The organism is Aeromonas sp. 601027, from assembly GCF_049174455.1.
GTDB lineage: Bacteria > Pseudomonadota > Gammaproteobacteria > Enterobacterales > Aeromonadaceae > Aeromonas > Aeromonas veronii_A.
Genome location: NZ_JAAKTN010000006.1, coordinates 206,527 through 231,823, shown reverse-complemented (window position 1 = coordinate 231,823; position 25,297 = coordinate 206,527). Strand labels below are relative to the sequence as shown.

Genomic DNA, 25,297 nt, shown 5'->3' with positions numbered 1-25,297 from the left:
ATCAATCAGCCCCATGGCTGCATCGACGCAGCCGCAAGCGGCCGATTACGCTGCGCTAATCGACCCTACAACCCTATCGAGCCATTAAAAAGGAACAGCGGATGACCATTAAACTCGGCATCGTGATGGACCCCATCTCGGCCATCAACATCAAGAAAGATTCCAGCTTTGCCATGCTCGAAGAGGCGCAAAAGCGCGGCTATGAGCTCTTCTATCTGGAGATGAAGGATCTCTACATGGAAGCCGGTCGCGCCTTTGGCACCATGCGCCCGCTGACCGTCAAATATGACTATGCCGACTGGTACACGCTGGGCGAGGTGGTGGATCAGCCCCTCTCCAACCTCGATGTGATCCTGATGCGCAAGGATCCGCCGTTCGACACCGAATTTATCTACGCCACCTACATGCTGGAGCGGGCAGAGGATGAGGGTTGCCTTATTGTCAACAAGCCGCAGAGCCTGCGCGATGCCAACGAGAAGCTCTACACCGCCTGGTTTGCCGAGCACACCCCGACCACGCTGGTGACCCGCCGCGCCGACAAGCTGCGCGCCTTCCACGCGAAGCACAAAGACGTGATCTTGAAGCCCTTGGACGGCATGGGCGGCGCCTCCATCTTCCGCATGAAGGAGGATGACGCCAACGTCGGGGTGATTATCGAGACCCTGACCGCCCACGGCAGCCAATACTGCATGGCGCAGACCTATCTGCCCGCCATCAAGGATGGCGACAAGCGGGTGCTGGTGGTGGACGGTGAACCGGTTCCCTACTGCCTCGCCCGCATTCCGGCGCAGGGTGAGACCCGTGGCAATCTGGCGGCCGGTGGCCGTGGTGAAGCGCGTCCCCTGAGCGAAGCTGACTGGGCTATCGCCCGCGCGGTGGGCCCGACGTTAAAAGAGAAGGGCCTTATCTTCGTCGGCCTCGACATCATCGGCGATCGGCTGACCGAGATTAACGTCACCAGCCCGACCTGCATTCGCGAGATTGAAGCGGCCTTCGATGTGCACATCACCGGCATGTTGATGGATGCCATCGAGCGTCGGCTGGGCAAATAATCGCTAGGCAGGCTAACCGGCCTGTTCAGGGGTAACCCGTCCCTGACAAGCCCGGAAACAGAGAGGGAGGCCCAGCGCCACCCTCTCTGTTTCAAGGCAATCCGGAAAGAGGCGGGATCTCGCCCAGCCCAAAAAGCGGTTTTTCCCATGGGGATCAACTGCCATAATTGACCTCAAATACCTTTGCACTATTTGGCCTCTATGCAAACACTGCAAAATCACTTCCTGCTTGCCATGCCAAGCCTGACGGATCCCTACTTCGAGCGCTCGCTGGTCTATCTGTGCGAGCACAACGAAGAGGGCGCCATGGGACTGGTCGTCAACATTCCGGTGGAGATGTCGCTGGAAACCATGCTGACCCAGCTCCAGCTCAATCCGCCCAACAACCCGGAGCTCAAGCAGCCGGTACTGCAAGGGGGGCCGGTTCACGCCGATCGCGGCTTCGTGCTGCACAGCTTCCGCCCCGGTTTCAACTCCACCCTGCAGGTGGGGGATGAGATGATGGTGACCACCTCCAAGGATATTCTGGAAACCCTGGGTACGAGCGAGGCTCCTGCCCATTGGCTGGTGGCCCTTGGCTATGCCGGCTGGAGCGCCGGGCAGCTGGAGCAGGAGCTGGTGGACGGCGCCTGGCTGGTGATCCCCCCCAATCCGGCTCTGGTGTTCAAGACCCCCATTCACAAACGTTGGCAGCAAGCTGCCGCCAGCATAGGGGTGAACCCGGTTCACCTCTCCAGCGACATCGGCCACAGCTGATCGGCTGGCCCGCTCCGCTCTCTATTTCGAGGATTTATCAGTTATGTCATCACGCAGCATCATGGGCTTTGACTATGGCACCAAGAGCATTGGTGTCGCCATCGGTCAGGAGCTGACTGGCACCGCCCAGCCTCTGCGCGCCCTCAAGGCCAACGACGGCATCCCCAACTGGGACGAGATTGAGAAGCTGCTCAAGGAGTGGCAACCGGACCTGCTGGTGGTCGGTCTGCCGCTGAACATGGATGGCACCGATCAGGAGATCACGGTACGGGCCCGCAAATTCGGCAACCGGCTGCATGGCCGTTTCGGCAAGCCGGTGGAGTTCAAGGATGAACGACTCACCACCACAGATGCCCGCGCCCGCCTGTTTGAGCGAGGCGGCTATCGCGCGCTGGAGAAAGGCAGTGTGGACGGGGTATCGGCGCAGCTGATCGTCGAAGCCTGGATGGAAGAGCAGTACAACTAAGCCATCAACAGCAAGGCAAGGGTCGCCGCCCTTGCCTTGTCTCGCACTATCCTCCCCTCATTACGCCTGTGATGGACCCGCGACCAGACCTTCGGCCTCTGTCGGCGTCGCATTCATCATCCGGTTGAGCCAGGGCACCATCAGCCCCATCACTACCGCAATCAGCAGGGTCGCCATCCCGATCTTGCCAAATACGCCGGTGTAAATGGGCAAAGTTTGCAGCGGATCCGTCATCCCTTGCGGCACGGCGGTAAAGGTCGCCACATAGCCACCCAGCAGGGATGCCATCGCCTGAGTCAGGAACCACATTCCGAGAATGAAGCCCATCAACCGTTGTGGCACCAGCGCGGCGACCATCGCCAGCCCCAGCGCACTGATCATCAGCTCGCCCAGACTCTGGAACAGGTAGATAAGCACCATAAACCAGGGGGAGGTCAGCCCCTGCTCATCGGCAAACCACCAGCCGGATGCCGCCGCCGTCAGAAAGCCCAGCGAGCAGAAGAACATCCCGAGGGTGAACTTGAGCGGCATGGTGAGATCCCGCCCCTTGCTGCCCATCCGGGTATAGATCATCGCGAGTACCGGGCTACCCACCACCACCCAGAATGGGTTGAGCGCCTGGAAGCTGATTGGGTTGACGCTCATGCCCAGCATCTCGTGGTGCATGTTGTTGATGGCAAAGAAGTTCAGAGACGTCGGCATCTGGGCATACAGCACGTAGAAGAGCACCGCCTCCAGCATCAGCACGAAGGCCACATACATCTTGTTGCGGCCCACTGTGTCAAGCTTGAACGCCTCACGAAAGAAGAAGATCACCACGGCGATGGTCACCGTCATCAGCACCATGTTGGCGATCACCACGTGGTGCATCAGCCAGGCGCAGAAGAAGACCATGGCTACCGAGCCCAATATAACCAGCAGCAGCTTGCTGTAATCGAGCGGCAGGTGATCCGGCGCGGAGCCAATATCCTTGACCATATTGCGGCAGGCAAAGAAGGTAAGCAGCGCAATAATCAGCCCCACCCCGCACAGGTTATAGGTCACGGTATAGCCGTAGTGTTCGGCAATTACCGGCGCGAGCGAGAGGGAAATAAGGGAGCCGATATTGATCGACATATAAAACAGGGTAAACGCCCCATCCAGCCGCGGATCTTTTGGCTGGTAGCATTTTGACAGCAGGCTGGCCGGATTGGCCTTGAACAGGCAGTTACCGACCGCAATGGTGCCCAGCGCATAGAAAATCAGGTCGGGATTGTAGATCGACAGACCGGTCATAAAGTAGCCTATCACCAGCACTACGGCCCCCAGCACCATGGTGCGCTTGGTGCCGAGAACATGGTCACCGACATAGCCACCGACCGAAATCAGGCCATATACCAGCGCCGAGAAGGCACCGAAGGTAATAAAGGATTGCTCTTGGGAAAATCCCAGTTGTTGCACAAAGAAGACCGCCAATATCCCCTGCACGCCGTAATAACCGAAGCGCTCCCAGAGTTCGACGAAAAATATCATAAAGAAGGGTTTGGGTTGTTGTAACAACCCGGTCGGTGCTGTTGCTGGACGCATATCAACCTGCCTTTGCTGAGATTTATTTTTATTAATCTGATGGTGGCTGCCGCACTATTTTTTGCCCGCCATTGCTATAACGGAGAGCACAGTCAGCCTGCCAATCTGGCTATTTTCGGGTGCAAGCGCCCCGTTCGATGAAAGGTGTTTTTCATCTAGCCGGTTTCAATTACGGGTTATCGGGGGATGGTGAGTGGCGTCTCCCAGTACAGTTACCGGCTCCGGGTTCTACCTTTGCTGCATCCCTTCACTCAAGCCGGTTTATCAACCTTGATGCTTATTCCTCTCTGCTCCGTCACTCATGGCTGGTGGCCAGATAGCCGGGGCATGACACGGCCACAGACGACCTGTGGGGCTGGCTCACGCCGCGCTCTACTGACAGTCACCTACGCAGGCGCTATCTAACCCCGCCATTCCAAGGGGTGTCATGCTATATCACTGCAAATACAGGAACTTAATGGTCGATCACACTTTAAAAGTGACCATTAGTGAAGTTTTCTAATGAAACCACATGAATTTTTTTCGTGAAAAGAGCTTCACTCGAGACGTGCAACCAAGGCTAATCTGTGCATAAAGAGAGTTGAATGGCACACAGTTGAACCCGAACTCGGCACTTAAGTCGTGCAAAAGCCCACTCATCCGGGCGATACGACAACAAAAAGCCGGAGCAGATGGCTCCGGCTGCTCGATGGGCACCGTCACGGCCACATTAGCGTGGCGATTCGTCGTTGTAGAGCCGCCGGATCTCGTTGCGCAGCCACATCACCTTGGCATCCTGATTGTGCCGTTTGTGCCACAGCAGGATGAAGGCGATCTCCAGCTGGGCGTAGAGCTTCTCGGGGAGCGGCAGCGGCATGGCGATCAGATTGTCGTGATGCCGACTGGCATAACCACCACAGTAAGAGGGCGCCACCGCAATCAGTTCGTGGCTCGACTGGGAGGCAATATGCAGCGCCTGCTCGAAGCTGGAGACCATGATGGGCACCTCCCGCTTCAGCCCCTCGTCCTCCAGCAGACTGTCGAGGGCCCAGGTATCGTTCGCTTCCCACACCATGCTGATCTGGGGGCAGGCCAAAAAATTCTCCAGCGACCACTTCTGCTGGAGCAAGGGGTGATCCTTGCGCAGGAACACCACCGGGCGATCGGTGAACAGCACCTCGTGATCGATGTAATAAGGCAAGCGGTTGACCTTGGCCAGGGAGCGGCCATGGGTCTCGCGGGCGCAGAAGCCGAGATCCGCATCGCCATTGACGATGTCGTTGAGGGAGTGGTGATCCCACCCCAGCATCCTGACCACCGAGTTGGGGTACTTCTGGTAGATGGTCATGGGCAGATCGCTCAGGAAGCTGATGTAGAAGGGGGACTCCATCACTAGGGTGAAGCGGGCACCATCGGGGATCGCCTCGCTATTGAGCGAGGTGATGTTGTCAGTGAGCTGGAACCAGACCTTCAGCTCCTCCTCCAGGGTCAGGGAGAGGTTGGTGGGCTGCAACCCCTGCCGCACCCGCACAAACAGAGGATCGTCAAACCACTCCCGCAATTTGGCCAGAGACTTGCTCACCGCCGACGGAGTGACACAGAGCTTTTTCGCTGCCCCTGCCACACTGCGCTCCTGCATCAGGTACTTGAACACCACCAGCAGGTTTAAATCGAGTTCACCCAGATTGCGCATATCCCCTCTCATCTTCCATCAGCCCTGCGACCGCGCTTCACGAAGCGCGAGCCATGGTAACAGCCCTTTGACGGCCAGGTAACTGAGCAGTGCCAGCAGCAGAGCGCAGATCAGCATCTCGGACGGAGTAAAGCCAAGTTGGCCCAGCAGCCAGATATAGAGGCCGGAGAGGCTGATCTGCATGATGCAGAGCACGGCGCTGGCAAAGGCCACGTTATGCTGACAACCATCGAGCGCCTCCCCCATCGCTACCCCGAAGCCACAGGAGAAGCCGACACAGACCAGCGCAAACCCCGGCAGCAAAAGATGGATATCGCCCCCCGCCTGCCAGCTGCCGATCAGTGAGCAGGCCGCCAGCAGATAGGAGAGATGAGACACCGCCAGCACCTTCTGTTTGCCCAGCCAGCGCAACAGCAGAGGGGTCAGGAAAGAAGTAGACATACTCACCCCGGCCATCACCATCATCACGATGGAGTACTGCTCGGTGGTGAAGCCAAACTCCTTCATCAGGATCAGCGGCGAGACGCTGACATAGACCAGAATGGCGGTCACGCTGGCACTGGTCAGCAGGGAGAGCAGCATAAAGCGCGGCGAGCGCAGCAGGGCAAAAGGCAGCGCTGCGCCACTGCCCGGTTGCCGCGCCGGGCGGGTCTCCTTGAGCAGAAGCAAGTTCACCAGACCGCTAACGGCCGCCACCAGCGCCATCGCCACGAAGATCCCGCGCCAATCAAAATGTGACAGGATGAGGTAACCGAGCACCGGCGCCAGCACCGGGATCACGCAGATGACCCCGTTGATCATCGAGAGCGCCATCGCCAGCCGCTCCTGACTCAGCACATCCCGCAGCACGGTAAAGGTCATGATATAGAGCGCCCCCGCCCCGACTCCCTGCCAGAAACGGCCGAAATAGAACTGACTTATCCCCTCTGCGCTGCCTGCCACCAGCGAGGCGAGGACAAAAATCAGGGCGCCCCCGAGCACCACCCAGCGCCGCCCGAAGCGATCGGCAATCATCCCGCCCAGCAGCACGGTGGCCGCCATACCGAACAGATAGATAGAGAAGGCGGTATGGATCTGCGCCTCGCTCGCCTGCAGGGTATCGGCAATCTGGGGCACAGCGACCAGATAGAGATCGATCCCGACCGGATAGAGGATGATCATCAGAAAGGCGCACAGCAAAAAAGTTCTCATGGAGGCTCCGTAACAGAAATCTGGCCCCTGTTCGGCCAAAAGCGCGACAAACAGCAGGCAAACTGGTGACTATGCGGAGCACTATAGGAGGGGGCTACCACCACACCTAGTGAAGAGATGGCGATCTATACATTCCAAAATGGAAATATTGTTTCTATCGGTGTGCTATTCAGGCAACTAGATGGACAAGCCGCCGGGCAGAAGAGCACCGTGAGCTGAGTAAAAATAAACGCGATAAAAAGTGCACCGGGTACAATCCCGGCGCACTCGCTTGCGGTAAAACGCAGCCCCCGTGATTAGTCGGCCAGCTTGCTCAAAATGGCGTAGGCCGCCTTGATCCGGGCATCATTGGGATAGTTGCGGTTGGCCAGCATGACGATGCCAATCCCCTTGGCCGGGACAAAGGCAACATAGGCACCAAAGCCGTTGGTCGATCCCGTCTTGTTGTAGAGCCGCGGCTCCCCCATATCTTTGGGCGCGGCAAAGCGTTCCACCGGATTGGCCTTGAAGCTCACTGCCGGCGAGTTGCCCGCCAGCAGTGCCTGCTCGGTGACGGGATAGGCATAACTCTCCCAGCCCAGCCCCTGAGTCATCTCTCCTACCGAGAAGAAACCGGTATGAGTCATGGCAATGGCCTGCTGCATGGTTACATCACCGCGTTTGGTCATGTTGGCCTCGACAAACTTGATGAAATCCGCCGAGCTGGTCTTGATGCCATAGGCCTCGTCCGCCAGCACTCCCGGATTGACCCGGATCGGTTTGTCCTCTTTGGAGTAGCCATAGGCGTAATCACCCATGGCTGCCGCAGGCACCTTGAGGTAGGTGTGGGCAAGGCCGAGCCCCGGCAACAGAGTCTGGCTCATCAGTTGCTCGAAGGGTTGGCCCAGAGAGCTCGCAGCCAGATAGCCGAACAGACCTATGCTGGGGTTGGAGTACTCCCGTTTGGTACCGGCGGCAAAGCGCGGCGTCCACTGGCGGTAGTAGGCTTGCATCTTCTCTGCCGAGTCGACCGCATCGGGGAACTGCAGTGGCAAGCCACCTGCACTGTAGGTGGCAAGATCGGCCATGGTCACACCATCAAAGGCAGACCCTTTCAGCCAGGGCGCGTGCAGGCTCACCTTGTCATCCAGCTTGAAGCCCCCCTTGACCACGGCGTAGGCACCGAGGGTCGCGGTCAGGGTCTTGCTGACCGAGCCGATTTCAAACAGGGTCTGCTCGCTGACGCGCTGACCGCTCTCCCGGTTGGCAACGCCATAGTTGAAATAGTGGGTCTTGCCATCTTTCAGTACGGCAACCGCCATTCCCGGGATCCGGTACTCCTTGAGCACCGGCTGAATGGTGCCATCCACTATTGTGCTCAGGGATACCTCACCGGCAGCATAGGAGAGCGAAGATGACAATGAAGAGAACAGCAGGGTGGCCAGCGTTAATAGGGAAGTCGTGGTTCGTGATTGCATTGGGTTATTCTCGTGGCAAATGAAATTGGGATTAGCATAAACAAGATGTATGTGCCCACGATGAAACTGTGTGAAGTCTCGGTGAAGTGAGCATCGCTTACCGCTCGATGAGCCCTTACTCTGCTCGCTGGCGTATAAGCTGTTGGGGCCAAGGAAAGAAACGGAGGCGCAGGTGAGATCACAAGAACAGATCACGACCGTACTGGGGACACTGGAGCAAGTCATTCTGGGCAAGCCGCTACAGCTGAAAATCGCGCTGGTGACCCTGCTGGCGCGCGGTCATCTGCTGATCGAAGATCTGCCCGGCATGGGCAAAACCACCCTGGCCCACGCCCTGGCGCAGGTGCTGGGGCTGGCATGCAGGCGGATGCAGTTCACCGCCGATCTGCTCCCCGCCGACCTGCTGGGGCTTCAGATTTTTGACCCCCAGCAACAAACATTTCGCTTTCACCCCGGCCCCATCTTCACCCAGGTTCTACTGGCGGACGAGATCAACCGCGCCAGCCCCAAAGTACAGAGCGCCCTGCTGGAGGCGATGGCCGAAGGCAAGGTGAGCATCGAGGGCCACACGCACCCACTCCCCGATCCGTTTTTCGTCATCGCCACCCAGAATCCGGCGGATCAGGCGGGCACCTATCCACTGCCGGAGTCCCAACTCGACCGATTCGCCGTGCGACTCTCGCTGGGTTTTCCGCCGCGAGAAGCGGAGCGCCAGCTACTGCGCGGCCACCAGCCGACTGGCCCTTTGCCCGCCATGCTGGATGCCGCCGGACTCGCCACCTTGCAAAGCGAAGGGGATGCCATCCATGTTTCCGATGCCACCCTCGATTACCTGCTGGCGCTGGTGCACCAGAGCCGCTTTGATGGGGATCTGCCACAGCCCCTCTCCCCCCGAGCAGCCCAGACCTTGCTGGCGGTGAGCCGGACCTGGGCGCTGGTTGCGGGGCGGCGCTTTGTCACGGTAGAGGATGTGCAGGCGGTCTTCCCCTATGTGGCCGAGCATCGGCTGCGGGGCAGCTTTGGCGTACAGCACGGCGAAGCCTGTCCCCTGAGCCAGCGATTGCTGGCCAAGGTCGATCCGGACAATCCCTGATGAGCAAATTGCTAAACCGTTGGCAGCAGTGGCGAGCCCGCTGGCAGCGACGCTGGCTCGATCGCCGCATTCCCCCGGCCCGCCAGATCACGCTGGCTACCCGCAGCCTCTTTATCCTCCCCACCCGCATGGGGCTGCTCTATCTGCTGGTGCTGCTCGTCATCTATCTGCTCGGCACCAACTACCAGAACAATCTGGTACTGCTGGTGGCCTACTGCCTCGGCAGCCTGTTTATGGCCGCCATGTGGCTTACCCACCGCAACCTGTTGGGGCTGGAACTGCTGGGTGGCCAGCTGGTACTGGGGGAAGCGGGTAGCCAGCTACCTATCCGTATCTTGGTGCAGAGCCCTCGCCCGGTGCAGGCGCTCCGGTTTAGCCTCAACGAAGGCACCCTCTGGCTGGCACAGGCCGACGCTGTGCCCAGCACAGTTATCCTGCCAGTATCGGGCTCGCGCCGTGGGCCACTGCCCCTTGGCCGATTGCGGGTCGAGAGCCGCTACCCCCTCGGTCTGTTTCGCTGCTGGTCCCTGCTGGACTTGCAGTTGGAGGGCTGGCTCGCCCCCAAACCGGCGTTCGGGGCGCTAAGAGGGGAACATGCGACCGAAAGCGAGGGGCATCAGGGCCAGCCCGCTCCGGCCACTCTCGGTGACTTTGACTCTCTGCGGACACATCAGGCCGGTGAACCACTGAGCCGGGTCGCTTGGAAGCAACTTGCCCAAGGGCGCGGCCTGCTGACCAAGCAGTTCCATGAACCGCAGCAGGATGAGACTCACCTCACCTTGCAGCGGGTCGCGGGCGGGGATCTGGAGCAGCGGCTGGCGGTGCTGGCCTGGTGGTGCGCCGATTACGGCAAGCGGGGCATCCCCTTTACCCTGACACTGGCAAACCAGACGCTGGGGCCCGATAGCGGCGCCGCCTTTGTGCAGCGCTGCCTGCTGGCACTGGCCCAATTCGATGCAACACCACCGAAGATCACGCCAGATGCTGCTCGATAACCGCCGCCTGCTGCCACTCATCGCCCTGCAACAGCTGCTGCTGGTCGCGGCGCTCTGGCCCCAGTTGCAACTCTGGGTAGTGGCAGTGGGCGCCATCACTCTCGGCGTCCGGGCCATGATGCTGTGGCGCGGCTTGCCGCCCCTGCCTGCCCGCTGGTTGGCGCTGCTGGCCATCACAACCGTGGTGTTGCTGGGGTTGCAGTGGCGCACATTGGGCACCCTGCCCGCCCTGATCAATCTGCTCTGGCTCGGCTATAGCCTCAAGATGATCGAGGTACGGCGCGAGCGGGATATCGAGCAGGTGCTGCTGCTCGCCTTCTTCCTCATCGCGCTGGCGCTGGTACAACGCCAAAGCATCGGCTGGACAGCCGGGATGGCAGTGGCACTCTGGCTGGCAGTGACCGCGCTGGTGACCGCCGTCGTCCCCGAGCAGAAACGGCCTTGGCGCAGTGCGGGGAGCGCCCTGCTGCTGGCGCTGCCCTTGCTTATCACCCTGTTTATACTACTGCCAAGGCTGCCGCCCCTCTGGCAGATGCCCACCACCAGCCGTGCCCTGTCCGGCCTCTCGGAAGAGCTGGCCCCCGGCGATATCAGCGAACTGGTCAACTCCTCGGAACTGGCGTTTCGGGTCAGCTTTGCCGATGGCCCGCCCCCTGTCCGCGAGCGCTATTTTCCGGTGATGCGCCAAGAAGTTTTCGATGGTCAGCGCTGGTTGCTGAGCCCCGAGGTCAAAGCATGGCAGCAGACAGTGCCGGTGCAGACCGGGCTGACCCTTCTGGCATCATCTTCACGGGCAAGCAATCAGCTGGCAGATAGTCCATTACCCGCCGGGAGCTACGAGGTGATCGCCGAGCCCCAGCGCCACCGCTGGGCCTTTGCCCAAAGTGAACCGACTATTCTGACTGGACCAGTGCTGCTCACCCCCATTCACACCCTCTATCGGCAGGGGAGCGGCGAGGTGGCAATCCGCTATCGCATTGGCCGCGGCGAAGCGCAGCCAGAGAATGATAGCCAAGCCGCTCAGCGCAACCTGCAACTGCCAGCCGGAGGCAACCCGAGAGCGCGCGTCCATGGCCAAGTGCTGGCTGTGCGCTATCCGGATCGCGCAGAGCTGGTCGCCGCCCTGCTAGCGCAGTTTCGCAGCCAATCCTATTACTACACCCTGACACCGCCACGACTTGGCGGTGACGGGGTGGATGAGTTCCTGTTCGATACTCGGCGCGGCTTTTGCGGCCACTACGCCATGGCGACCGCTTTCGTGCTGCGCGCCGCCGGTATTCCGGCACGGCTGGTCACCGGTTATCTCGGCGGTGAGTGGAATCCCAGAGGCAACTATCTGGCGGTACACCAGTTCGATGCTCACGCCTGGGTGGAGTATCTCGATGAAGGAGGAACATGGCGGCGAATCGACCCCACTGCGGCAGTGGCACCGGAGCGCATTGAAGGCGGCGTGAGGGAGGCGCTGAGCGACGAGTTTACCGCCGCCGACCCTCTCGCTCTGCAGCGTTATCGCAACTGGGCCCTGCTCAATCAGCTGCGCTGGTGGGGCAACAATATCGACTACCAGTGGAGTCGCTGGGTGATTGGTTACGATGCGGGCCAGCTCTGGCAGCAAATCGGTCTGCGCTGGCCTGCACTGGCGGGATACACTCCCTGGTTGATCCTCGCCAGCCTGATGCTGGTCGCCCTGCTGGTGAGCTTGCCCCTGCTGTTGCCCGCCCGTCTGCCGCCAGAGCGGCGCATCTGGCAACCCCTGCTCAAACGGGGCAAACGCAGCGGCTATTCCCCAGAGCCTGCCGAGAGCATGGGAGCATGGTGCGAGCGGCTGGCGCGGCTGCGCCCCGACCTTGCCCATCCCCTGCTAAAGAGTGCGTGGCTCTATCGCCGCTGGCGTTATGCCCTCCTCAACGACCGGCAACAAGGGCGCTGCTGGCGCCAGTTGCAACGGCGTATCAGACAGCTCGCCCAGCGCTGGGATCAGCCGCCGAAGAGCGGCTCATAAAAGAAGGGGGAGCCACCGGCTCCCCCTTCAGGTTTTAATCAAGAGGTTTGACTCACCGCTTGTTATTTTTTGGTCGGATTGTCCCAGATCCCCTCTTCCAGCTGGGAGCGGATCTCGGGGTACTTGTTGGCATCAAAGGTGGGCACCTTGCCCAGCCTGAGCTGGTCGTTGTAATCCTTGGCCAGCTTGATGGCGACGCCGGAGAGCAGCAGGATCGCCACCAGGTTGACGATGGCCATCAACCCCATGGAGACATCAGCCATTGCCCAGACGGTCGGCAACTCGCCCACAGAGCCGAACATCACCATGCCCAGCACAAACATCCGGAACAGCATCAGGCCGCCCTTGTGGTTGTGCTCGAGGAACACCAGATTCGTTTCGGCATAGGAGTAGTTCGCCACGATAGAGGTGAAGGCGAAGAAGAAGATGGCCGCCGCGATAAAGATGTTGCCACCGCTGCCAATCTGGGAAGAGAGCGCCCGCTGGGTCAGCTCGACACCGGTCACGCCGGAGCCCGGCTCAAACTGACCTGACATCAGGATGATGGCGGCGGTACAGCTGCAGATGACGATGGTATCCATAAAGACCCCCAGCATCTGCACATAACCCTGGGAGGCCGGGTGCGGCGGATAGGGAGTGGCAGTCGCTGCAGCGTTGGGCGCAGAGCCCATGCCCGCTTCGTTGGAGAAGAGACCACGCTTGATACCGTTGATCATCGCCTGGGAGATGGCATAACCGAGCGCACCCGAGCCAGCCTGCTCAATCCCGAAGGCGGACTTGATGATCAGCATGAAGACATGGGGCAACTCGGTGATGTTCATCGCCACGATCACCAGCGCCAGCAGGATGTAGGCCAGCGCCATAAAGGGCACCACCAGCTCGGCAAAACGGGCGATACCACGAATGCCGCCGAAGATAATCAGGCCGGAGAGCACCACCAGCGCCAGACCGCTGACCCAGTCAGGAATACCAAACGCCACCTTCATCGCCAGACTGATGGAGTTGGCCTGCACCGCGTTGAACACCAGACCAAATGCCAGGATCAGGCAGAGCGAAAACACCACCCCCATCCAGCGCATGCCAAGGCCTTTCTCCATGTAGTAGGCCGGGCCACCACGGTAGTTGCCATCCTCATCCTTGACCTTGTAGAGCTGGGCCAGGGTGCTTTCGACGAAGGCGGTCGCCATGCCGATAAAGGCAATCAGCCACATCCAGAAGATGGCGCCGGGGCCACCCAGATAGATGGCGACAGCCACACCGGCCAAGTTGCCGGTGCCGACACGGGCGGCAAGGCTGGTACAGAGGGCCTGGAAGGAGGAGATGCCTGCATTGTCCGATTTACGGCTGTTTTTCAGCACGGAAAACATGTGGCCAAAGTGACGGATCTGGATAAAACCCAGGCGGAAGGTGAAAAAGATACCGACCCCAATGAGCAGGTAGATGAGCACGGCTCCCCACATCAGGTCGTTTAGCATCGCAATCAAGGTGTCCATAATTCTCTCGTTGTTATTCACATCCATGGTCAGTCTGCGCTGACCGTTTTCTGTCTGTCGTTTAATTAGCGTTTCGCTAAAGGGGCGGAATCTAGCACAGCGGGAGAGCCCGGAATAGTGATCTCGGTCACGCGAGACACAAAAAACGAACGGTAAAAGCCCATAAAGCTCCATTTAAATCGCAAACTTTCAACAAACTCAATAATTCAATCAGACAGGCCACCATTAAGCCCCATAAGAGAACCTTTTTGATATATCCCTGATGAGCTATGCGAAAACGCAAACGCTTGCATGAAATGGCTTTCAAACGGAGATATTTCGCCAAACGTTTTCTCTGTAATTAAATTTCAAGTACGTAGCGAGATAATTTATGTGATCGACGACACAAATATGGATATTGGCTAAAAAAGTTCAGCTGAAAGCAAACCGGAGCGAGGTCGGAATGAAATGTAAAAAACCTTACTAATCATATAGTTTCAAGCCATAAAACGGGATAACTCAGCAGCCTGAATGTTTAACAACCAAGCGCCCCTATTGCAGGATGCAGCACATCAGTATTAATTAGGCAGGCAATGACGATGGGCCGCCCCCATCGCGCTTTTCTGAGCATGAGGCACCAAGATCCTGTAATTTTATTTCAGAACCACCGTCTCAAGCCCGCAACCCAGGGATTACTCCCTCATTAAGAGATGATATTCGCTATGGCCGATAAATTAACCCAGCTGAAAGCCCTGACCACTGTTGTTGCCGACACCGGTGATATCGAAGCCATCAAACGCTATCAGCCCATCGATGCCACCACCAACCCCTCTCTGGTTCTGAAGGCCTCCGAGATCCCCGAGTACGCTCCGCTGATCGAAGACGCCATCAAGTGGGCCAAAGCCCAGAGCCAGGACAAGGCACAGCAAATCATAGACGCGGGCGACAAGCTGGCCGTCAACATCGGTCTGGAAGTGCTGAAGATCGTTCCGGGGCGCATCTCTACCGAAGTGGATGCCCGTCTCTCCTTCGATACCGAAGCCAGCATCGCCAAGGCCCGCAAGCTGATCCGTCTTTACAACGAAGCGGGCATCAGCAACGACCGCATTCTGATCAAGCTGGCCTCCACCTGGGAAGGGATCCGTGCCGCCGAGGTTCTGGAGAAAGAGGGTATCCAGTGCAACCTGACCCTGCTGTTCTCCTTCGCCCAGGCCCGTGCCTGTGCCGAAGCCGGTGCCTTCCTGATCTCCCCGTTCGTGGGTCGCATCCTCGACTGGTACAAGGCCAAAAATGGCCGTGATTACACCGCCAGCGAAGATCCGGGCGTGGTCTCCGTTACCTCCATCTACAACTACTACAAGCAGCACGACTACCCGACCGTCGTGATGGGCGCCAGCTTCCGCAACACCGGCGAGATCCTGGAACTGGCCGGTTGCGACCGCCTGACCATTGGCCCGGCCCTGCTGGAAGAGCTGAGCAAGAGCGAAGGCGCCGTGGTACGCAAACTGGACTACACCGGTGAGCGCAAGGCCAAACCGACCCCGATGACCGAAGCCGAATTCCGCTGGGAACTGAACCAGGATGCCATGGCTCACGAGAAGCTGGGCGAAGGCATCCGCATGTTTGCCATCGACCAGGGCAAGCTGGAAACCATGTTGGCAAGCCGCCTGTAATCGGTTCTTTTTTCTGATAAAAACCGGGCCCCTACCAAGGGGCCCGGTTTTTTTTCATGGGCTTTTTTAGCGCTGTCATAGAGTCGTCACGAAAACGTTTTAATTTCAGATTCGTTATGTTATACGGGTGGTGAAAACGATAAAAACCAAGGAGGGAGCCATGGAAATGTTCAACTTCGATTATGACGAGGTGGTTGAACTCGGTTCGCGTAGCCGCGGGACAACGGGAAAAAAACGTAAATGGCGTGAAATCGAGGCGTTGAAAGACAAACATCGCCTGCAGAAGGAGCTGCAATCCATCGATATCGCCTATGAAGGTCTTACAGACGAGATTGAACTGTAATACCACCAAGACACCTGTAAAAGCGCTCCGCATAGCCGGGGCGCTTTTTTATGCCGCTATCGGATGATCAAGCGGCATGTCATGCCACGGGCAGGCGACAGACAACGCGTTGCCGCAGTCCCTGACAGCCCTCACCAACAGCGTGGCATACCAACCCTGCCCCTCACCCGCGAAGACTGAGCTGTGCCGTTTCAGGGCGCATTGGGGCAATCACCGCAAGACAAGTCATCAGCAATAAAAAGCCCCCGTCGCTGACGGGGGCCTGAATACTCGGGGCAGACGGCTGCTCTTAGCAGTAGCCGTAGCCCAGCAGACGCTGGTAGCGCTGCTCCAGCAGCTGCTCGGTATCGAGCGGACGCAGGGCGTCCAGATCCTGCTTGATGCGAGCCTTGAGGTTTTTGGCCATCTTCTCCACATCGCGGTGGGCACCACCGAGGGGCTCGTCGATCACGTGGTCGATCAGCTTGAGCTCTTTCAGACGCTGGGCAGTGATACCCATCGCTTCGGCAGCCACAGAAGCCTTGTCTGCGCTCTTCCACAGGATGGAGGCACACCCTTCCGGCGAGATGACGGAGTAGGTGGAGTACTGCAGCATGTTGACGCGGTCACCCACACCGATTGCCAACGCGCCACCGGAGCCACCCTCACCGATCACTGTGCAGACCACCGGCACGGTCAGACCGGCCATCACTTTCAGGTTGCGGGCAATCGCTTCGGACTGGCCACGCTCTTCGGCACCGACGCCGGGGTAAGCGCCCGGGGTGTCGATAAAGGTGATGATCGGCATCTTGAAGCGCTCGGCCATCTCCATCAGACGCAGGGCCTTGCGGTATCCTTCCGGACGCGGCATGCCGAAGTTGCGCTTGATCTTCTCTTTGGTCTCGCGACCCTTCTGGTGACCAATCACCATCACAGGCTCACCGTCGAGACGGGCGATGCCGCCGACGATAGCCTTGTCATCGGCATAGGCGCGATCGCCAGCCAACTCGTCGAAATCGGTGAAGATATGCTCGATATAGTCAAAGGTGTAGGGGCGCTGGGGATGACGCGCCATCTGGGATACCTGCCAGGCACCCAGATCACCGAAGATCTTCTTGGTCAGCTCTTCGTTTTTCTTCTCCAGCCGGCGGATCTCGTCTTTCAGATCCACGGCGTGATTGCCTTCACTCACATGTTTGAGTTCATCAATCTGCGCCTGCAACTCGGCAATCGGCTGTTCAAAATCCAGAAAAAGACTCATAGGGCCTTAGAACCTCTAATCAAAAACCAATTCAACCCGCTCTCGTCCAAGCAGGACTCGCAAGTCATCTATCAGTTGATCGGTGGGCGTCACCCGCCACTCGGTACCGAGCGTCAATCGCACCCGGGAGCCGGGGCGACGATAGTTTACCTGAACCGGACAGACTCCGGCACGGGCGGGCTCCAAAATCTCGCACAAACGCGGGAAAAAGCGATCATCAATCCGCTGTTCATCGAGGGAGATGCGGATTGCTCTGGCAAAACGCTCCCTCGCATCGTTGATATCCAGTAATTCTCGAGCCGACATTTTAAGGCCACCGGAGAAGTCATCAAAGCTGACCTGTCCAGAAACCACCAAAATGCGGTCTTTTTGCATCAATTCTTCATATTTTTCCAGCGCTTCACTGAACAGGGTCACATCGAGGCGACCGGAACGGTCGTCCAGGGTGAAGATCCCCATCTTGTTGCCACGCTTGGTCACCATGCTGCGGGCCGCAATCACCAGCCCCGCCGCCGTGGTTACGGTATCGCGTGAAGTGGGATGCAGATCGCACAGGCGACCCGAGGTATAACGACGCAATTCGCTGCTGTACTGGTTGATGGGGTGACCGGTGAGATAGAGCCCGAGGGTCTCGCGCTCCCCTTCCAGCCACACCTTGTCAGGCCAGTGCGGCACGTTGGCAAACGCCTTCTTGACGTCGTCAATCTCTTCGGTGAGCACGCCGAACATGTCGACCTGCCCCACCGCCTGCGCCTTGGCGTGCTGCTCGGCGGCACGCATCGCCTCCTCCAGCGTTGCCATCAGGGCGGCGCGGTGGGGGCCGAGCCGATCCATGGCGCCGGAGAGGATCAGCTTCTCCATCACCCGCTTGTTGAGCTTCTTGATATCGACCCGGTTGCAGAAGTCGAACAGATCGCGGAACGGGCCGTCCTGATCCCGGGCGCTCAAGATCGCATCGATGGGGCCTTCACCGACCCCTTTCACCGCCCCGATCCCGTAGACGATATGGCCATCTTCGTTGACCGAGAAGCGATAGCGACCAGTGTTCACATCCGGCGGGATCACGGTGAGCCCCATCCGCTGGCACTCATCCACCAGGGTCACGATCTTGTCGGTGTTGTCCATATCGGCGGTCATGACCGCCGCCATGAACTCGGCCGGGAAGTGGGTCTTGAGCCAGAGGGTCTGGTAGGAGACCAGCGCATAGGCGGCGGAGTGGGATTTGTTAAAGCCGTAGCCCGCAAACTTCTCCACCAGATCGAAGATCTTCATCGCCAGTTCACCGTCGACGCCATTCTTGACGGCGCCCTCCTCGAAACCAGCCCGCTGCTTGGCCATCTCCTCGGGCTTTTTCTTACCCATGGCACGGCGCAGCATGTCCGCGCCACCCAGCGTATAGCCCGCCAAGGTCTGGGCGATCTGCATCACCTGCTCTTGGTAGAGGATGATGCCGTAGGTCGGTTCCAGAATCGGTTTCAGGCTCTCGTGCTGCCACTTCTCGTCCGGATAGGAGATCGCTTCATTACCGTGTTTGCGGTCGATGAAGTTATCCACCATGCCTGACTGGAGCGGGCCCGGTCGGAACAGGGCCACCAGTGCGATCATGTCTTCGAAGCAGTCGGGGCGCAGCCGCTTGATGAGATCCTTCATGCCGCGGGATTCCAGCTGGAATACTGCCGTGGTCTCGTAACGCTGCAGCAGGTCAAACGACTTCTTGTCATCGATGGGGATGGCGGCGATGTCGACCGGCGGCTTGCCCTCTTTGGCAAGACGCGGGTTTATCATGCCGAGCGCCCAGTCGATGATGGTGAGGGTCCGCAGACCCAGGAAGTCGAACTTCACCAGCCCGGCGTACTCCACGTCGTTCTTGTCGAACTGGGTGACCGGGTGATGGCCTTCGTCATCGCAGTAGAGCGGCGCAAAGTCGGTGATCTTGGTGGGTGCGATCACCACGCCACCGGCGTGTTTACCGGCGTTGCGCACCACCCCTTCCAGGCGGCGAGCCATGTCGATGAGGTCTTTGACCTCCTCATCCTGTTCGTAGAGCTCGGGCAGCTTGGGCTCAGCCTCGAATGCCTTGGCAAGCGTCATGCCCGGATCCGGCGGGATCAGCTTGGAGATACGATCCACAAAGCCGTAGGCGTGGCCCAGCACCCGGCCCACATCCCGCACCACCGCCTTGGCCGCCATGCTGCCGAAGGTGATGATCTGGGAGACCGCCTCCCGACCATACATATCTGAAACGTGCTCGATCACTTCATCGCGCCTGTCCATGCAGAAGTCGACGTCGAAGTCGGGCATGGATACCCGCTCGGGGTTCAGGAAACGTTCGAACAGCAGGTCAAATTCCAGCGGGTCGAGGTCAGTGATCTTGAGGGCGTAGGCCACCAGAGAGCCCGCACCCGAGCCCCGGCCCGGGCCAACGGGGATGCCGTTGTCCTTGGACCACTGGATAAACTCCATCACGATGAGGAAGTAACCCGGGAAGCCCATCTGGTTGATCACTTTCAACTCAACATCGAGACGCTCGTCATACTCGGGACGACGCTCGGCCCGCACCGCCGGATCCGGGAACAGGAACTCGAGACGCTCCTCCAGACCCTCTTTCGATTTGGCCACCAGAAAATCTTCGGTGGTCATGTCGCCGGTCGGGAAGTTGGGCAGGAAGTACTCGCCAAGACGCACCGTCACGTTGCAGCGCTTGGCGATCTCCACTGTGTTTTCCAGCGCTTCGGGGATATCGGCAAACAGCTCCGCCATCTCCTCCTGACTGCGCAGGTACTGCTGGGGGCTGTAGCGACGGGGACGGCGTTTGTCCATCAGGGTATAGCCATCGTGGATGGCAACCCGGATCTCGTGTGCATCGAAGTCATCGGCGTTAAGGAACACCACCTCGTTGGTGGCGACCACTGGCAGCTCGAACTCGGTAGCGATGGCCACCGCCATGTGCAGATAGACCTCTTCGTCGGGTCGACCGGTGCGCAGCAGTTCGAGATAGTAGGCATCGGGGAAGTGGGTCTGATAGAAGGCGACACACTGCTCGGTCATCTGCCGGTTGCCCTTGAGCAGGAACTTGCCCACATCCCCCTCGCGGCCGCCGGAGAGGACGATCACCCCCTTGGCATGCTCGGCGAGCCAGCTCTTGTCGATAACCGGCCGCCCCTGCACATGGCCGCGCTGGTAACCGCGGGAAATAAGCAAGGTGATGTTCTGGTAGCCGTCGTTATCCATGGCCAGCAGGGTGAGACGGAACTGCTCGTCGCCGAGCTCATCGCTCTGCACCCAAAAGTCGGCACCGACAATGGGCTTGATCCCCTTGCCGTGGGCCGCGCCATAGAAGCGCACCAGGCCACACATGTTCATCTGATCGGTCAGCGCCAGCGCCGGCATGTTGTTGGCCGCAGCCGCCCCGACGATGGGGTTGATCTTCTGCAGGCCATCGACCATGGAGAAGTCGGAGTGGACTCGCAGGTGGATAAAACGGGGTTCAGCCATCGTCATCTCCTCTCGCTGCTCAAACTAAATGGCATGGTCTACTCGATCCCCAGTGCGCGGCGCACCGGTTTGAAGCTCTTGCGATATTCGGGCAGCGGGCCGCGCTCTGCCAGAATGGCGAGGTGCTCAGCAGTCGGATACCCCTTGTGGCGGGCAAAACCATACTCGGGATGACGGCTGTCCAGCTCGGTCATCTCCGCATCGCGGGTTACCTTGGCAAGGATCGAAGCGGCACTGATGGCGGCCACCAGGCTATCACCCTTGACCACGGCGCGCGATTCCATCGGCAATGCCGGGCAGCGGTTGCCATCGATAAAGACCAGCTCGGGTGTCACCTTCAGCCCTGCTACGGCGCGCTGCATCGCCAGCATGGTGGCATGCAGGATGTTGAGCTCGTCGATCTCTTCCGGAGTGGCGCGACCGATAGCCCAGGCGAGCGCTTTCTCTTTGATCTCGTCAAATAGCGCCAGCCGTTTCTTCTCGGAGAGCTTCTTGGAGTCAGCCAGTCCGACAATCGGATTGGCGGGATCGAGAATGACCGCAGCGGTGACCACGTCGCCCACCAGGGGGCCACGACCCACTTCGTCCACACCGGCAACCAGCTTGTCGTCAGGAATATCGCTCATCATCTTGTAGCCTTGAATCAAAACAGGCCCCGTGGGGCCTGACAGGGGTCGACTGGCGCGGCATCACCGCTCGGAAAACGGATTAACGGGCTGCTCGGCGCAATCGACGGTCCGAAATAGCGTTATCTGCCGAGCAGATCCGCCACCGCATCGGCAGCCTGCGAGTCGGCATTGCAGCGGATCAGCTGGTGCAGCTCGGTGAAGGTGTTGACCAGCGCACTGTTGTCGTGCTCGAAGTACTTGCTCACCTCTTCCACCAGATTCTCCGGGGTGCACTCGTGCTGGATCAGTTCCGGCACCAGCATGCGACCGGCGAGCAGGTTGGGCAGAGAGACAAATTCGGTCTTTACCAGTCGCTGGGCCAGCCAATAGCTGAAGGACTTGAGCTTGTAACCCACCACCATCGGCTTTTTCACCAGCATGGCTTCGAGCGCCGCGGTACCGGAGGCCAGCATCACCACGTCGGCGGCGATCATCGCCTCGCGGCCCTGCCCTTCCAGCAGCACCATGTCGAGACCCGGCGCTACCTCGGCCTTGATGGTCATAAACTGCTCGCGCCGTTTCTGGTTGACCAGCGGCACAATGAAGCCGAGATCCGGATAGCGCACCGTCAGGTGTTTGCACGCCTCGAGAAACAGGGGAGACATAAAGCCCACTTCTGCGGTTCGGCTGCCCGGCAGCACCGCCAGCCAGCGGCGATTGGCATCGATACCGAGATTACGACGCACGGCAGCCTGATCCGGCACCAACGGAATATCATCCGCCATGGTGTGACCGACAAAACGGCAAGGGGCGTCGAAGCGGTCGTAGAAGGCTTTCTCGAACGGCAGGAAGGCGAGCACCATGTCGGTAGCGGCCTTGATCTTGTGAATGCGGTTCTGACGCCAGGCCCACACCGAGGGGCTGACATAGTGAACCGTCTTGATACCGGCGCGGCGCAGTTTCAGCTCCACTCCGATATTGAAATCCGGTGCATCCACGCCGATAAAGATATCGGGCGGGTTGGCAATAAAGTGGCGCAACAGTTCGCGACGGACCTTGAGGATGCGCGGCAGACGGCCCAGCACCTCGGTGATCCCCATGACGGAGAGCTCTTCCATCTCGAACAGGGCCTTGACGCCGAGGGCCTGCATCCGCGGCCCGGCGATCCCTTCAAACTGCGCATCCGGGTAGCGGGCCTGCAGCTCGCGCACCAGACCGGCAGCCAGAATGTCGCCGGAGACCTCTCCGGCGACGATACCGATACGAACCGGATCAGGCACGGATGATCCCGCGCTCGTTGTCTTTGAGGAAGTCCACATAGAGCTGGACAGCCGGTTCGGCTTGCGCCATCTCGATCAGCACCGGCAGCACCTCTTCGATGGTCTTGCCGGAGCGGAAGATCTCTTTGTAGGCACGCTTGACGGCAGAGATGGCCTCGGCACTGAAACCGCGGCGACGCAGACCTTCGGAGTTCACCCCGAACGGCTTGGCGTAGTTGCCGGCAGCCATCACGTAAGGCGGTACGTCCTTGTTCAGGGCGGCGCAGCCACCGACGAAGGCATGGGAACCGACGCGGCCGAACTGGTGAATGGCGGATAGACCACCAAAGATCACGAAATCACCGATCACCACGTGGCCAGCCAGGGTCGCGTTGTTGGCGAAGATGCAGTTGTCACCAATGATGCAGTCGTGGGCAACGTGGACGTTGACCATGAACAGGTTGCCGCTGCCCACCTTGGTCAGGGATTGATCCTGAATGGTACCGCGGTGGAAGGTGCAGTTCTCGCGAATGACGTTGTTGTCGCCAATCTCGAGGAAAGTGCGCTCACCGGCGTACTTCTTGTCCTGGCAATCCTCACCGATGGAGGTGTGCTGGAAGATCTTGTTGCCGCGACCAATCTTGGTCGGGCCCTTGATCACCACATGGGAACCTACCCAGGTGTTGTCACCGATTTCCACCTCGGCGCCGATGACAGAAAAGGGGCCGATTTCAACCCCTTTACCGATCACGGCAGACTCATGGACGATGGCAGTATCGTGAATGATGGCAGTCTGGTCGATCACGTGTGTTAAACCTCGCGTTTGGCGCACATCAGCTCGGCGGTACAGACCACTTCACCGTCGACGGTGGCGACACCGGTGAACTTGGCAATACCGCGACGCTCTTTCAGGAACTCCACGTCCAGCACCAGTTGGTCACCGGGGCCGACCGGACGCTTGAAGCGAGCGTTGTCGATTGAGGCAAAATAGTAGAGTTCGTTGGGAGACGGTTTGCCCACCATGGTAAAGGCCAGGATACCGGTGGCCTGTGCCATCGCTTCCAGGATCAGTACCCCTGGGAACACCGGCTTGGCCGGGAAGTGCCCCTGGAAGATCGGCTCGTTGAACGAGACGTTCTTGATAGCGCGCAGGGTTTTGCGCTCATCGCTGATCTCGTAGTCGTCTACACGATCCACCATCAGGAACGGATAACGGTGGGGCAGCAGATCCATGATTTCCTGGATACCCAGGCTCTTCTTTTCAGTAGTCAAAACAGTACCCTATACCAATCGTGATTATTCTTGATCCAGCTTCTTCTCAAGCTTGCTTAACCGCTTGTGCATCTCTTCGATACGCATCACCCGGGCGGCGGTCTTGCGCCACTCTTTATTGGTTTGCAGAGGGATGCCGGAAGAGTAGACACCGGGCTCGGTAATGGGTCGCATCACCATGGCCATACCGGTAACGGTGGCCTGGTCGCAGATCTCCATATGCCCGTTAAAGACGGAAGCGCCGCCAATGATACAGTATTTGCCGACCTTGAGACTACCAGCCATCACGGTGGAACCCGCCACGGCGGTGCCGTAACCGATCTCCACGTTGTGGGCGATCTGGCACTGGTTGTCGATGATGACGTTGTCAGCGATGCGGGTATCTTCCAGCGCACCGCGGTCAATGGTGGTACAGGCACCGATCTCGACCCGGTTGCCAATGGTCACACCGCCGAGCTGGGGGATCTTGATCCACTCGCCACGCTCGTTGGCATAACCGAAACCATCGGCGCCGATCACTGTGCCGGATTGAACCAGACAGTCGGTGCCCATGGTCACATTGTGATAGAGGGTGACGTTGGCCCACAGCCGGGAGCGGGCTCCCAGCCGGGTATTCTTGCCAACAAAACAGCCCGGACCAATGCGTACATCGTCACCCAGCACGACGCCGGATTCGATCACTGCATTGGCGCCGATGGCCACTCTCTCGCCCAGTTGCACGTCAGCCGCGATAACGGCGCTCGGATGGATATCCGTGGCCGGCTGCGGGGTGGTGTCCAGCAGTTGGGCTACCCGGGCAAAGCCCACATAGGGGTCTTTGAGCACCAGGGCATTGGTGGGACAAAATGGCAGATCCGCTTCGGTAATGAGCACGGCGGTCGCCTTGCTCTGCTCCAGATAGTGCCGGTACTTCTTGTTGGACAGGAAGGTGATATCCCCCTCCCCGGCCTTTTCCAGTGTCGCTACCTTGCGGATTTCCAGGGTTCCGTCGCCATGGACCTGGGCCCCCAGTTGCTGGGCCAGCTGTGCGAGAGTGAATGCCATCAATTAGTTGCTCTTGCTTACCTGAGAAATAACCTGGCCGGAGATGTCCAGCTTGCTGGCGGCATACGGGGCGGCATTGCGCTCCAGCACCAGATCGTAACCATTGCTCTTGGCGATGGAATCGATGGCAGCCTGCACCTTGGTCAGGATCTTGTTGCGCTCTTCGGACTGACGGCGGCCGTTGTCCTGCTCAAAGGCTTGACGCTTCTGGTTGAACTCCATCTGCAGCTTGGCCAGCTTCTCCTGGTTCTGCTTCTTCTGCTCGGCGCTCATGAAGGCTTCATCCTTGCGGAACTTCTCGACCAGCTTCTGGCCTTCCTGTTCCAGCTTCTGCAGCTCACGCATGCGCGGCTCGAATTCACCTTTCAGCTTGGCTGCAACGGCTTCACGCTGGGGCAGCTTTTGGAAGACTTCGCCCATGTCGACCACGGCGATCTTGGTCTCAGCGAAGGCAGAACCCATGCCGGCAGCCATCAGTGCAAAGCTCAAACCAGCTACTTTCAACGCTTTATTCACACTTACTCCTTGTTCCCTCATGGCGAGGGCTACCTGATTTACCCGATTATGCAAGCGGCGTTAGGACCGTCTTGTTACCTGGTGAGGCACGCATACCGCGCGTCCCATCATCGAAGACCCCCACC

The 25,297-nt window shown here is 59.2% G+C and carries 21 protein-coding genes; 8 read left to right on the top strand and 13 right to left on the bottom strand.

What is annotated here, in order from left to right:
* Window positions 1-101 precede the first annotated feature (101 nt).
* The 3 genes from gshB (at window position 102) to ruvX (ending at window position 2,274) form a co-directional block, all read left to right on the top strand.
* Window positions 102-1,052 carry a glutathione synthase gene (gshB, locus tag G5193_RS10315; protein WP_040066605.1) on the top strand — a complete coding sequence of 317 codons (951 nt, stop codon included), beginning with the start codon at window positions 102-104 and terminating at the stop codon, window positions 1,050-1,052.
* 201 nt (window positions 1,053-1,253) lie between these two features.
* Window positions 1,254-1,808 (top strand): YqgE/AlgH family protein, encoded by a 555-nt coding sequence (locus G5193_RS10310; RefSeq protein ID WP_005349793.1) that lies wholly within the window; start codon window positions 1,254-1,256, stop codon window positions 1,806-1,808.
* 43 nt (window positions 1,809-1,851) lie between these two features.
* Window positions 1,852-2,274, top strand: a complete 423-nt coding sequence (ruvX, locus tag G5193_RS10305) for a Holliday junction resolvase RuvX (protein WP_005343821.1) — start codon at window positions 1,852-1,854, stop codon at window positions 2,272-2,274.
* A gap of 60 nt (window positions 2,275-2,334) precedes the next feature.
* Here the strand turns inward: ruvX and dtpB are convergent, their stop codons facing one another.
* The 4 genes from dtpB to ampC form a co-directional block, all read right to left on the bottom strand.
* Complete coding sequence (gene dtpB / locus G5193_RS10300; RefSeq protein WP_421205932.1) at window positions 2,335-3,840, bottom strand: dipeptide/tripeptide permease DtpB; 1,506 nt, start codon at window positions 3,838-3,840, stop codon at window positions 2,335-2,337.
* Window positions 3,841-4,549: 709 nt separating this feature from the next.
* Complete coding sequence (gene yidZ, locus G5193_RS10295) at window positions 4,550-5,512, bottom strand: HTH-type transcriptional regulator YidZ (protein WP_216979315.1); 963 nt, start codon at window positions 5,510-5,512, stop codon at window positions 4,550-4,552.
* An 18-nt stretch (window positions 5,513-5,530) separates the two neighbouring features.
* Entirely contained in the window at window positions 5,531-6,703 is a 1,173-nt protein-coding gene (locus G5193_RS10290; RefSeq protein WP_421205931.1) for an MFS transporter, read from the bottom strand.
* Between the two features lie 296 nt (window positions 6,704-6,999).
* Window positions 7,000-8,160: an FOX/MOX family class C beta-lactamase gene (gene ampC / locus G5193_RS10285; protein ID WP_201937292.1), complete on the bottom strand. Its 1,161-nt coding sequence runs from the start codon at window positions 8,158-8,160 to the stop codon at window positions 7,000-7,002.
* A 172-nt stretch (window positions 8,161-8,332) separates the two neighbouring features.
* Here ampC and G5193_RS10280 point away from each other — a divergent pair, with 172 nt between their 5' ends.
* Genes G5193_RS10280 through G5193_RS10270 form a run of 3 tightly spaced genes read left to right on the top strand, consistent with a single transcriptional unit; the run spans window position 8,333 to window position 12,250 of the window.
* A complete protein-coding gene (locus G5193_RS10280) occupies window positions 8,333-9,253 on the top strand; it encodes an AAA family ATPase (RefSeq protein WP_421205930.1) in 921 nt (306 codons plus the stop codon).
* Window positions 9,253-10,248: a DUF58 domain-containing protein gene (locus tag G5193_RS10275; RefSeq protein WP_376901510.1), complete on the top strand. Its 996-nt coding sequence runs from the start codon at window positions 9,253-9,255 to the stop codon at window positions 10,246-10,248. The genes G5193_RS10280 and G5193_RS10275 overlap by 1 nt, the downstream gene beginning before the upstream one ends.
* Entirely contained in the window at window positions 10,235-12,250 is a 2,016-nt protein-coding gene (locus tag G5193_RS10270) for a transglutaminaseTgpA domain-containing protein (RefSeq protein WP_421205929.1), read from the top strand. Before G5193_RS10275 ends, G5193_RS10270 begins: the two co-directional genes overlap by 14 nt.
* Before the next feature lie 62 nt (window positions 12,251-12,312).
* On the opposite strand, the gene G5193_RS10265 is transcribed toward G5193_RS10270, so the two are convergent.
* The gene (locus G5193_RS10265; RefSeq protein WP_201937296.1) at window positions 12,313-13,743 is read right to left on the bottom strand and encodes an alanine/glycine:cation symporter family protein; all 1,431 of its coding nucleotides are present in this window, start codon (window positions 13,741-13,743) and stop codon (window positions 12,313-12,315) included.
* 701 nt (window positions 13,744-14,444) lie between these two features.
* Here G5193_RS10265 and tal point away from each other — a divergent pair.
* A complete protein-coding gene (tal, locus tag G5193_RS10260; protein ID WP_005343804.1) occupies window positions 14,445-15,395 on the top strand; it encodes a transaldolase in 951 nt (316 codons plus the stop codon).
* Between the two features lie 160 nt (window positions 15,396-15,555).
* Entirely contained in the window at window positions 15,556-15,738 is a 183-nt protein-coding gene (locus tag G5193_RS10255) for a DUF3545 family protein (protein WP_005338547.1), read from the top strand.
* Between the two features lie 289 nt (window positions 15,739-16,027).
* Here the strand turns inward: G5193_RS10255 and accA are convergent, their stop codons facing one another.
* From accA to G5193_RS10215, 8 genes are all read right to left on the bottom strand, one after another.
* The gene (gene accA / locus G5193_RS10250; RefSeq protein WP_005338549.1) at window positions 16,028-16,978 is read right to left on the bottom strand and encodes an acetyl-CoA carboxylase carboxyl transferase subunit alpha; all 951 of its coding nucleotides are present in this window, start codon (window positions 16,976-16,978) and stop codon (window positions 16,028-16,030) included.
* Between the two features lie 15 nt (window positions 16,979-16,993).
* Window positions 16,994-20,473, bottom strand: a complete 3,480-nt coding sequence (gene dnaE, locus G5193_RS10245; RefSeq protein ID WP_236356388.1) for a DNA polymerase III subunit alpha — start codon at window positions 20,471-20,473, stop codon at window positions 16,994-16,996.
* A 38-nt stretch (window positions 20,474-20,511) separates the two neighbouring features.
* Window positions 20,512-21,102, bottom strand: coding sequence for a ribonuclease HII (gene rnhB / locus G5193_RS10240; RefSeq protein WP_421205928.1), 591 nt, complete (start codon window positions 21,100-21,102; stop codon window positions 20,512-20,514).
* 119 nt (window positions 21,103-21,221) lie between these two features.
* A complete protein-coding gene (gene lpxB / locus G5193_RS10235; protein ID WP_227341174.1) occupies window positions 21,222-22,361 on the bottom strand; it encodes a lipid-A-disaccharide synthase in 1,140 nt (379 codons plus the stop codon).
* Complete coding sequence (gene lpxA / locus G5193_RS10230; protein ID WP_005338557.1) at window positions 22,354-23,145, bottom strand: acyl-ACP--UDP-N-acetylglucosamine O-acyltransferase; 792 nt, start codon at window positions 23,143-23,145, stop codon at window positions 22,354-22,356. Before lpxA ends, lpxB begins: the two co-directional genes overlap by 8 nt.
* A gap of 5 nt (window positions 23,146-23,150) precedes the next feature.
* Window positions 23,151-23,612 (bottom strand): 3-hydroxyacyl-ACP dehydratase FabZ, encoded by a 462-nt coding sequence (fabZ, locus tag G5193_RS10225; RefSeq protein ID WP_005338559.1) that lies wholly within the window; start codon window positions 23,610-23,612, stop codon window positions 23,151-23,153.
* Window positions 23,613-23,636: 24 nt separating this feature from the next.
* Window positions 23,637-24,656 (bottom strand): UDP-3-O-(3-hydroxymyristoyl)glucosamine N-acyltransferase, encoded by a 1,020-nt coding sequence (lpxD, locus tag G5193_RS10220; RefSeq protein WP_005338561.1) that lies wholly within the window; start codon window positions 24,654-24,656, stop codon window positions 23,637-23,639.
* 3 nt (window positions 24,657-24,659) lie between these two features.
* Window positions 24,660-25,172 (bottom strand): OmpH family outer membrane protein, encoded by a 513-nt coding sequence (locus tag G5193_RS10215; protein WP_005338563.1) that lies wholly within the window; start codon window positions 25,170-25,172, stop codon window positions 24,660-24,662.
* Window positions 25,173-25,297: the final 125 nt, after the last annotated feature.

Bases quoted from the DNA above. Each gene is read 5' to 3' on its own strand.
- gshB (WP_040066605.1), top strand. From the start codon at position 102: ATGACCATTAAACTCGGCATCGTGATGGACCCCATCTCGGCCATCAAC.
- G5193_RS10310 (WP_005349793.1), top strand. From the start codon at position 1,254: ATGCAAACACTGCAAAATCACTTCCTGCTTGCCATGCCAAGCCTGACG.
- ruvX (WP_005343821.1), top strand. From the start codon at position 1,852: ATGTCATCACGCAGCATCATGGGCTTTGACTATGGCACCAAGAGCATT.
- dtpB (WP_421205932.1), bottom strand. From the start codon at position 3,840: ATGCGTCCAGCAACAGCACCGACCGGGTTGTTACAACAACCCAAACCC.
- yidZ (WP_216979315.1), bottom strand. From the start codon at position 5,512: ATGCGCAATCTGGGTGAACTCGATTTAAACCTGCTGGTGGTGTTCAAG.
- G5193_RS10290 (WP_421205931.1), bottom strand. From the start codon at position 6,703: ATGAGAACTTTTTTGCTGTGCGCCTTTCTGATGATCATCCTCTATCCG.
- ampC (WP_201937292.1), bottom strand. From the start codon at position 8,160: ATGCAATCACGAACCACGACTTCCCTATTAACGCTGGCCACCCTGCTG.
- G5193_RS10275 (WP_376901510.1), top strand. From the start codon at position 9,253: ATGAGCAAATTGCTAAACCGTTGGCAGCAGTGGCGAGCCCGCTGGCAG.
- G5193_RS10270 (WP_421205929.1), top strand. From the start codon at position 10,235: ATGCTGCTCGATAACCGCCGCCTGCTGCCACTCATCGCCCTGCAACAG.
- G5193_RS10265 (WP_201937296.1), bottom strand. From the start codon at position 13,743: ATGGACACCTTGATTGCGATGCTAAACGACCTGATGTGGGGAGCCGTG.
- tal (WP_005343804.1), top strand. From the start codon at position 14,445: ATGGCCGATAAATTAACCCAGCTGAAAGCCCTGACCACTGTTGTTGCC.
- G5193_RS10255 (WP_005338547.1), top strand. From the start codon at position 15,556: ATGGAAATGTTCAACTTCGATTATGACGAGGTGGTTGAACTCGGTTCG.
- accA (WP_005338549.1), bottom strand. From the start codon at position 16,978: ATGAGTCTTTTTCTGGATTTTGAACAGCCGATTGCCGAGTTGCAGGCG.
- dnaE (WP_236356388.1), bottom strand. From the start codon at position 20,473: ATGGCTGAACCCCGTTTTATCCACCTGCGAGTCCACTCCGACTTCTCC.
- rnhB (WP_421205928.1), bottom strand. From the start codon at position 21,102: ATGATGAGCGATATTCCTGACGACAAGCTGGTTGCCGGTGTGGACGAA.
- lpxD (WP_005338561.1), bottom strand. From the start codon at position 24,656: ATGGCATTCACTCTCGCACAGCTGGCCCAGCAACTGGGGGCCCAGGTC.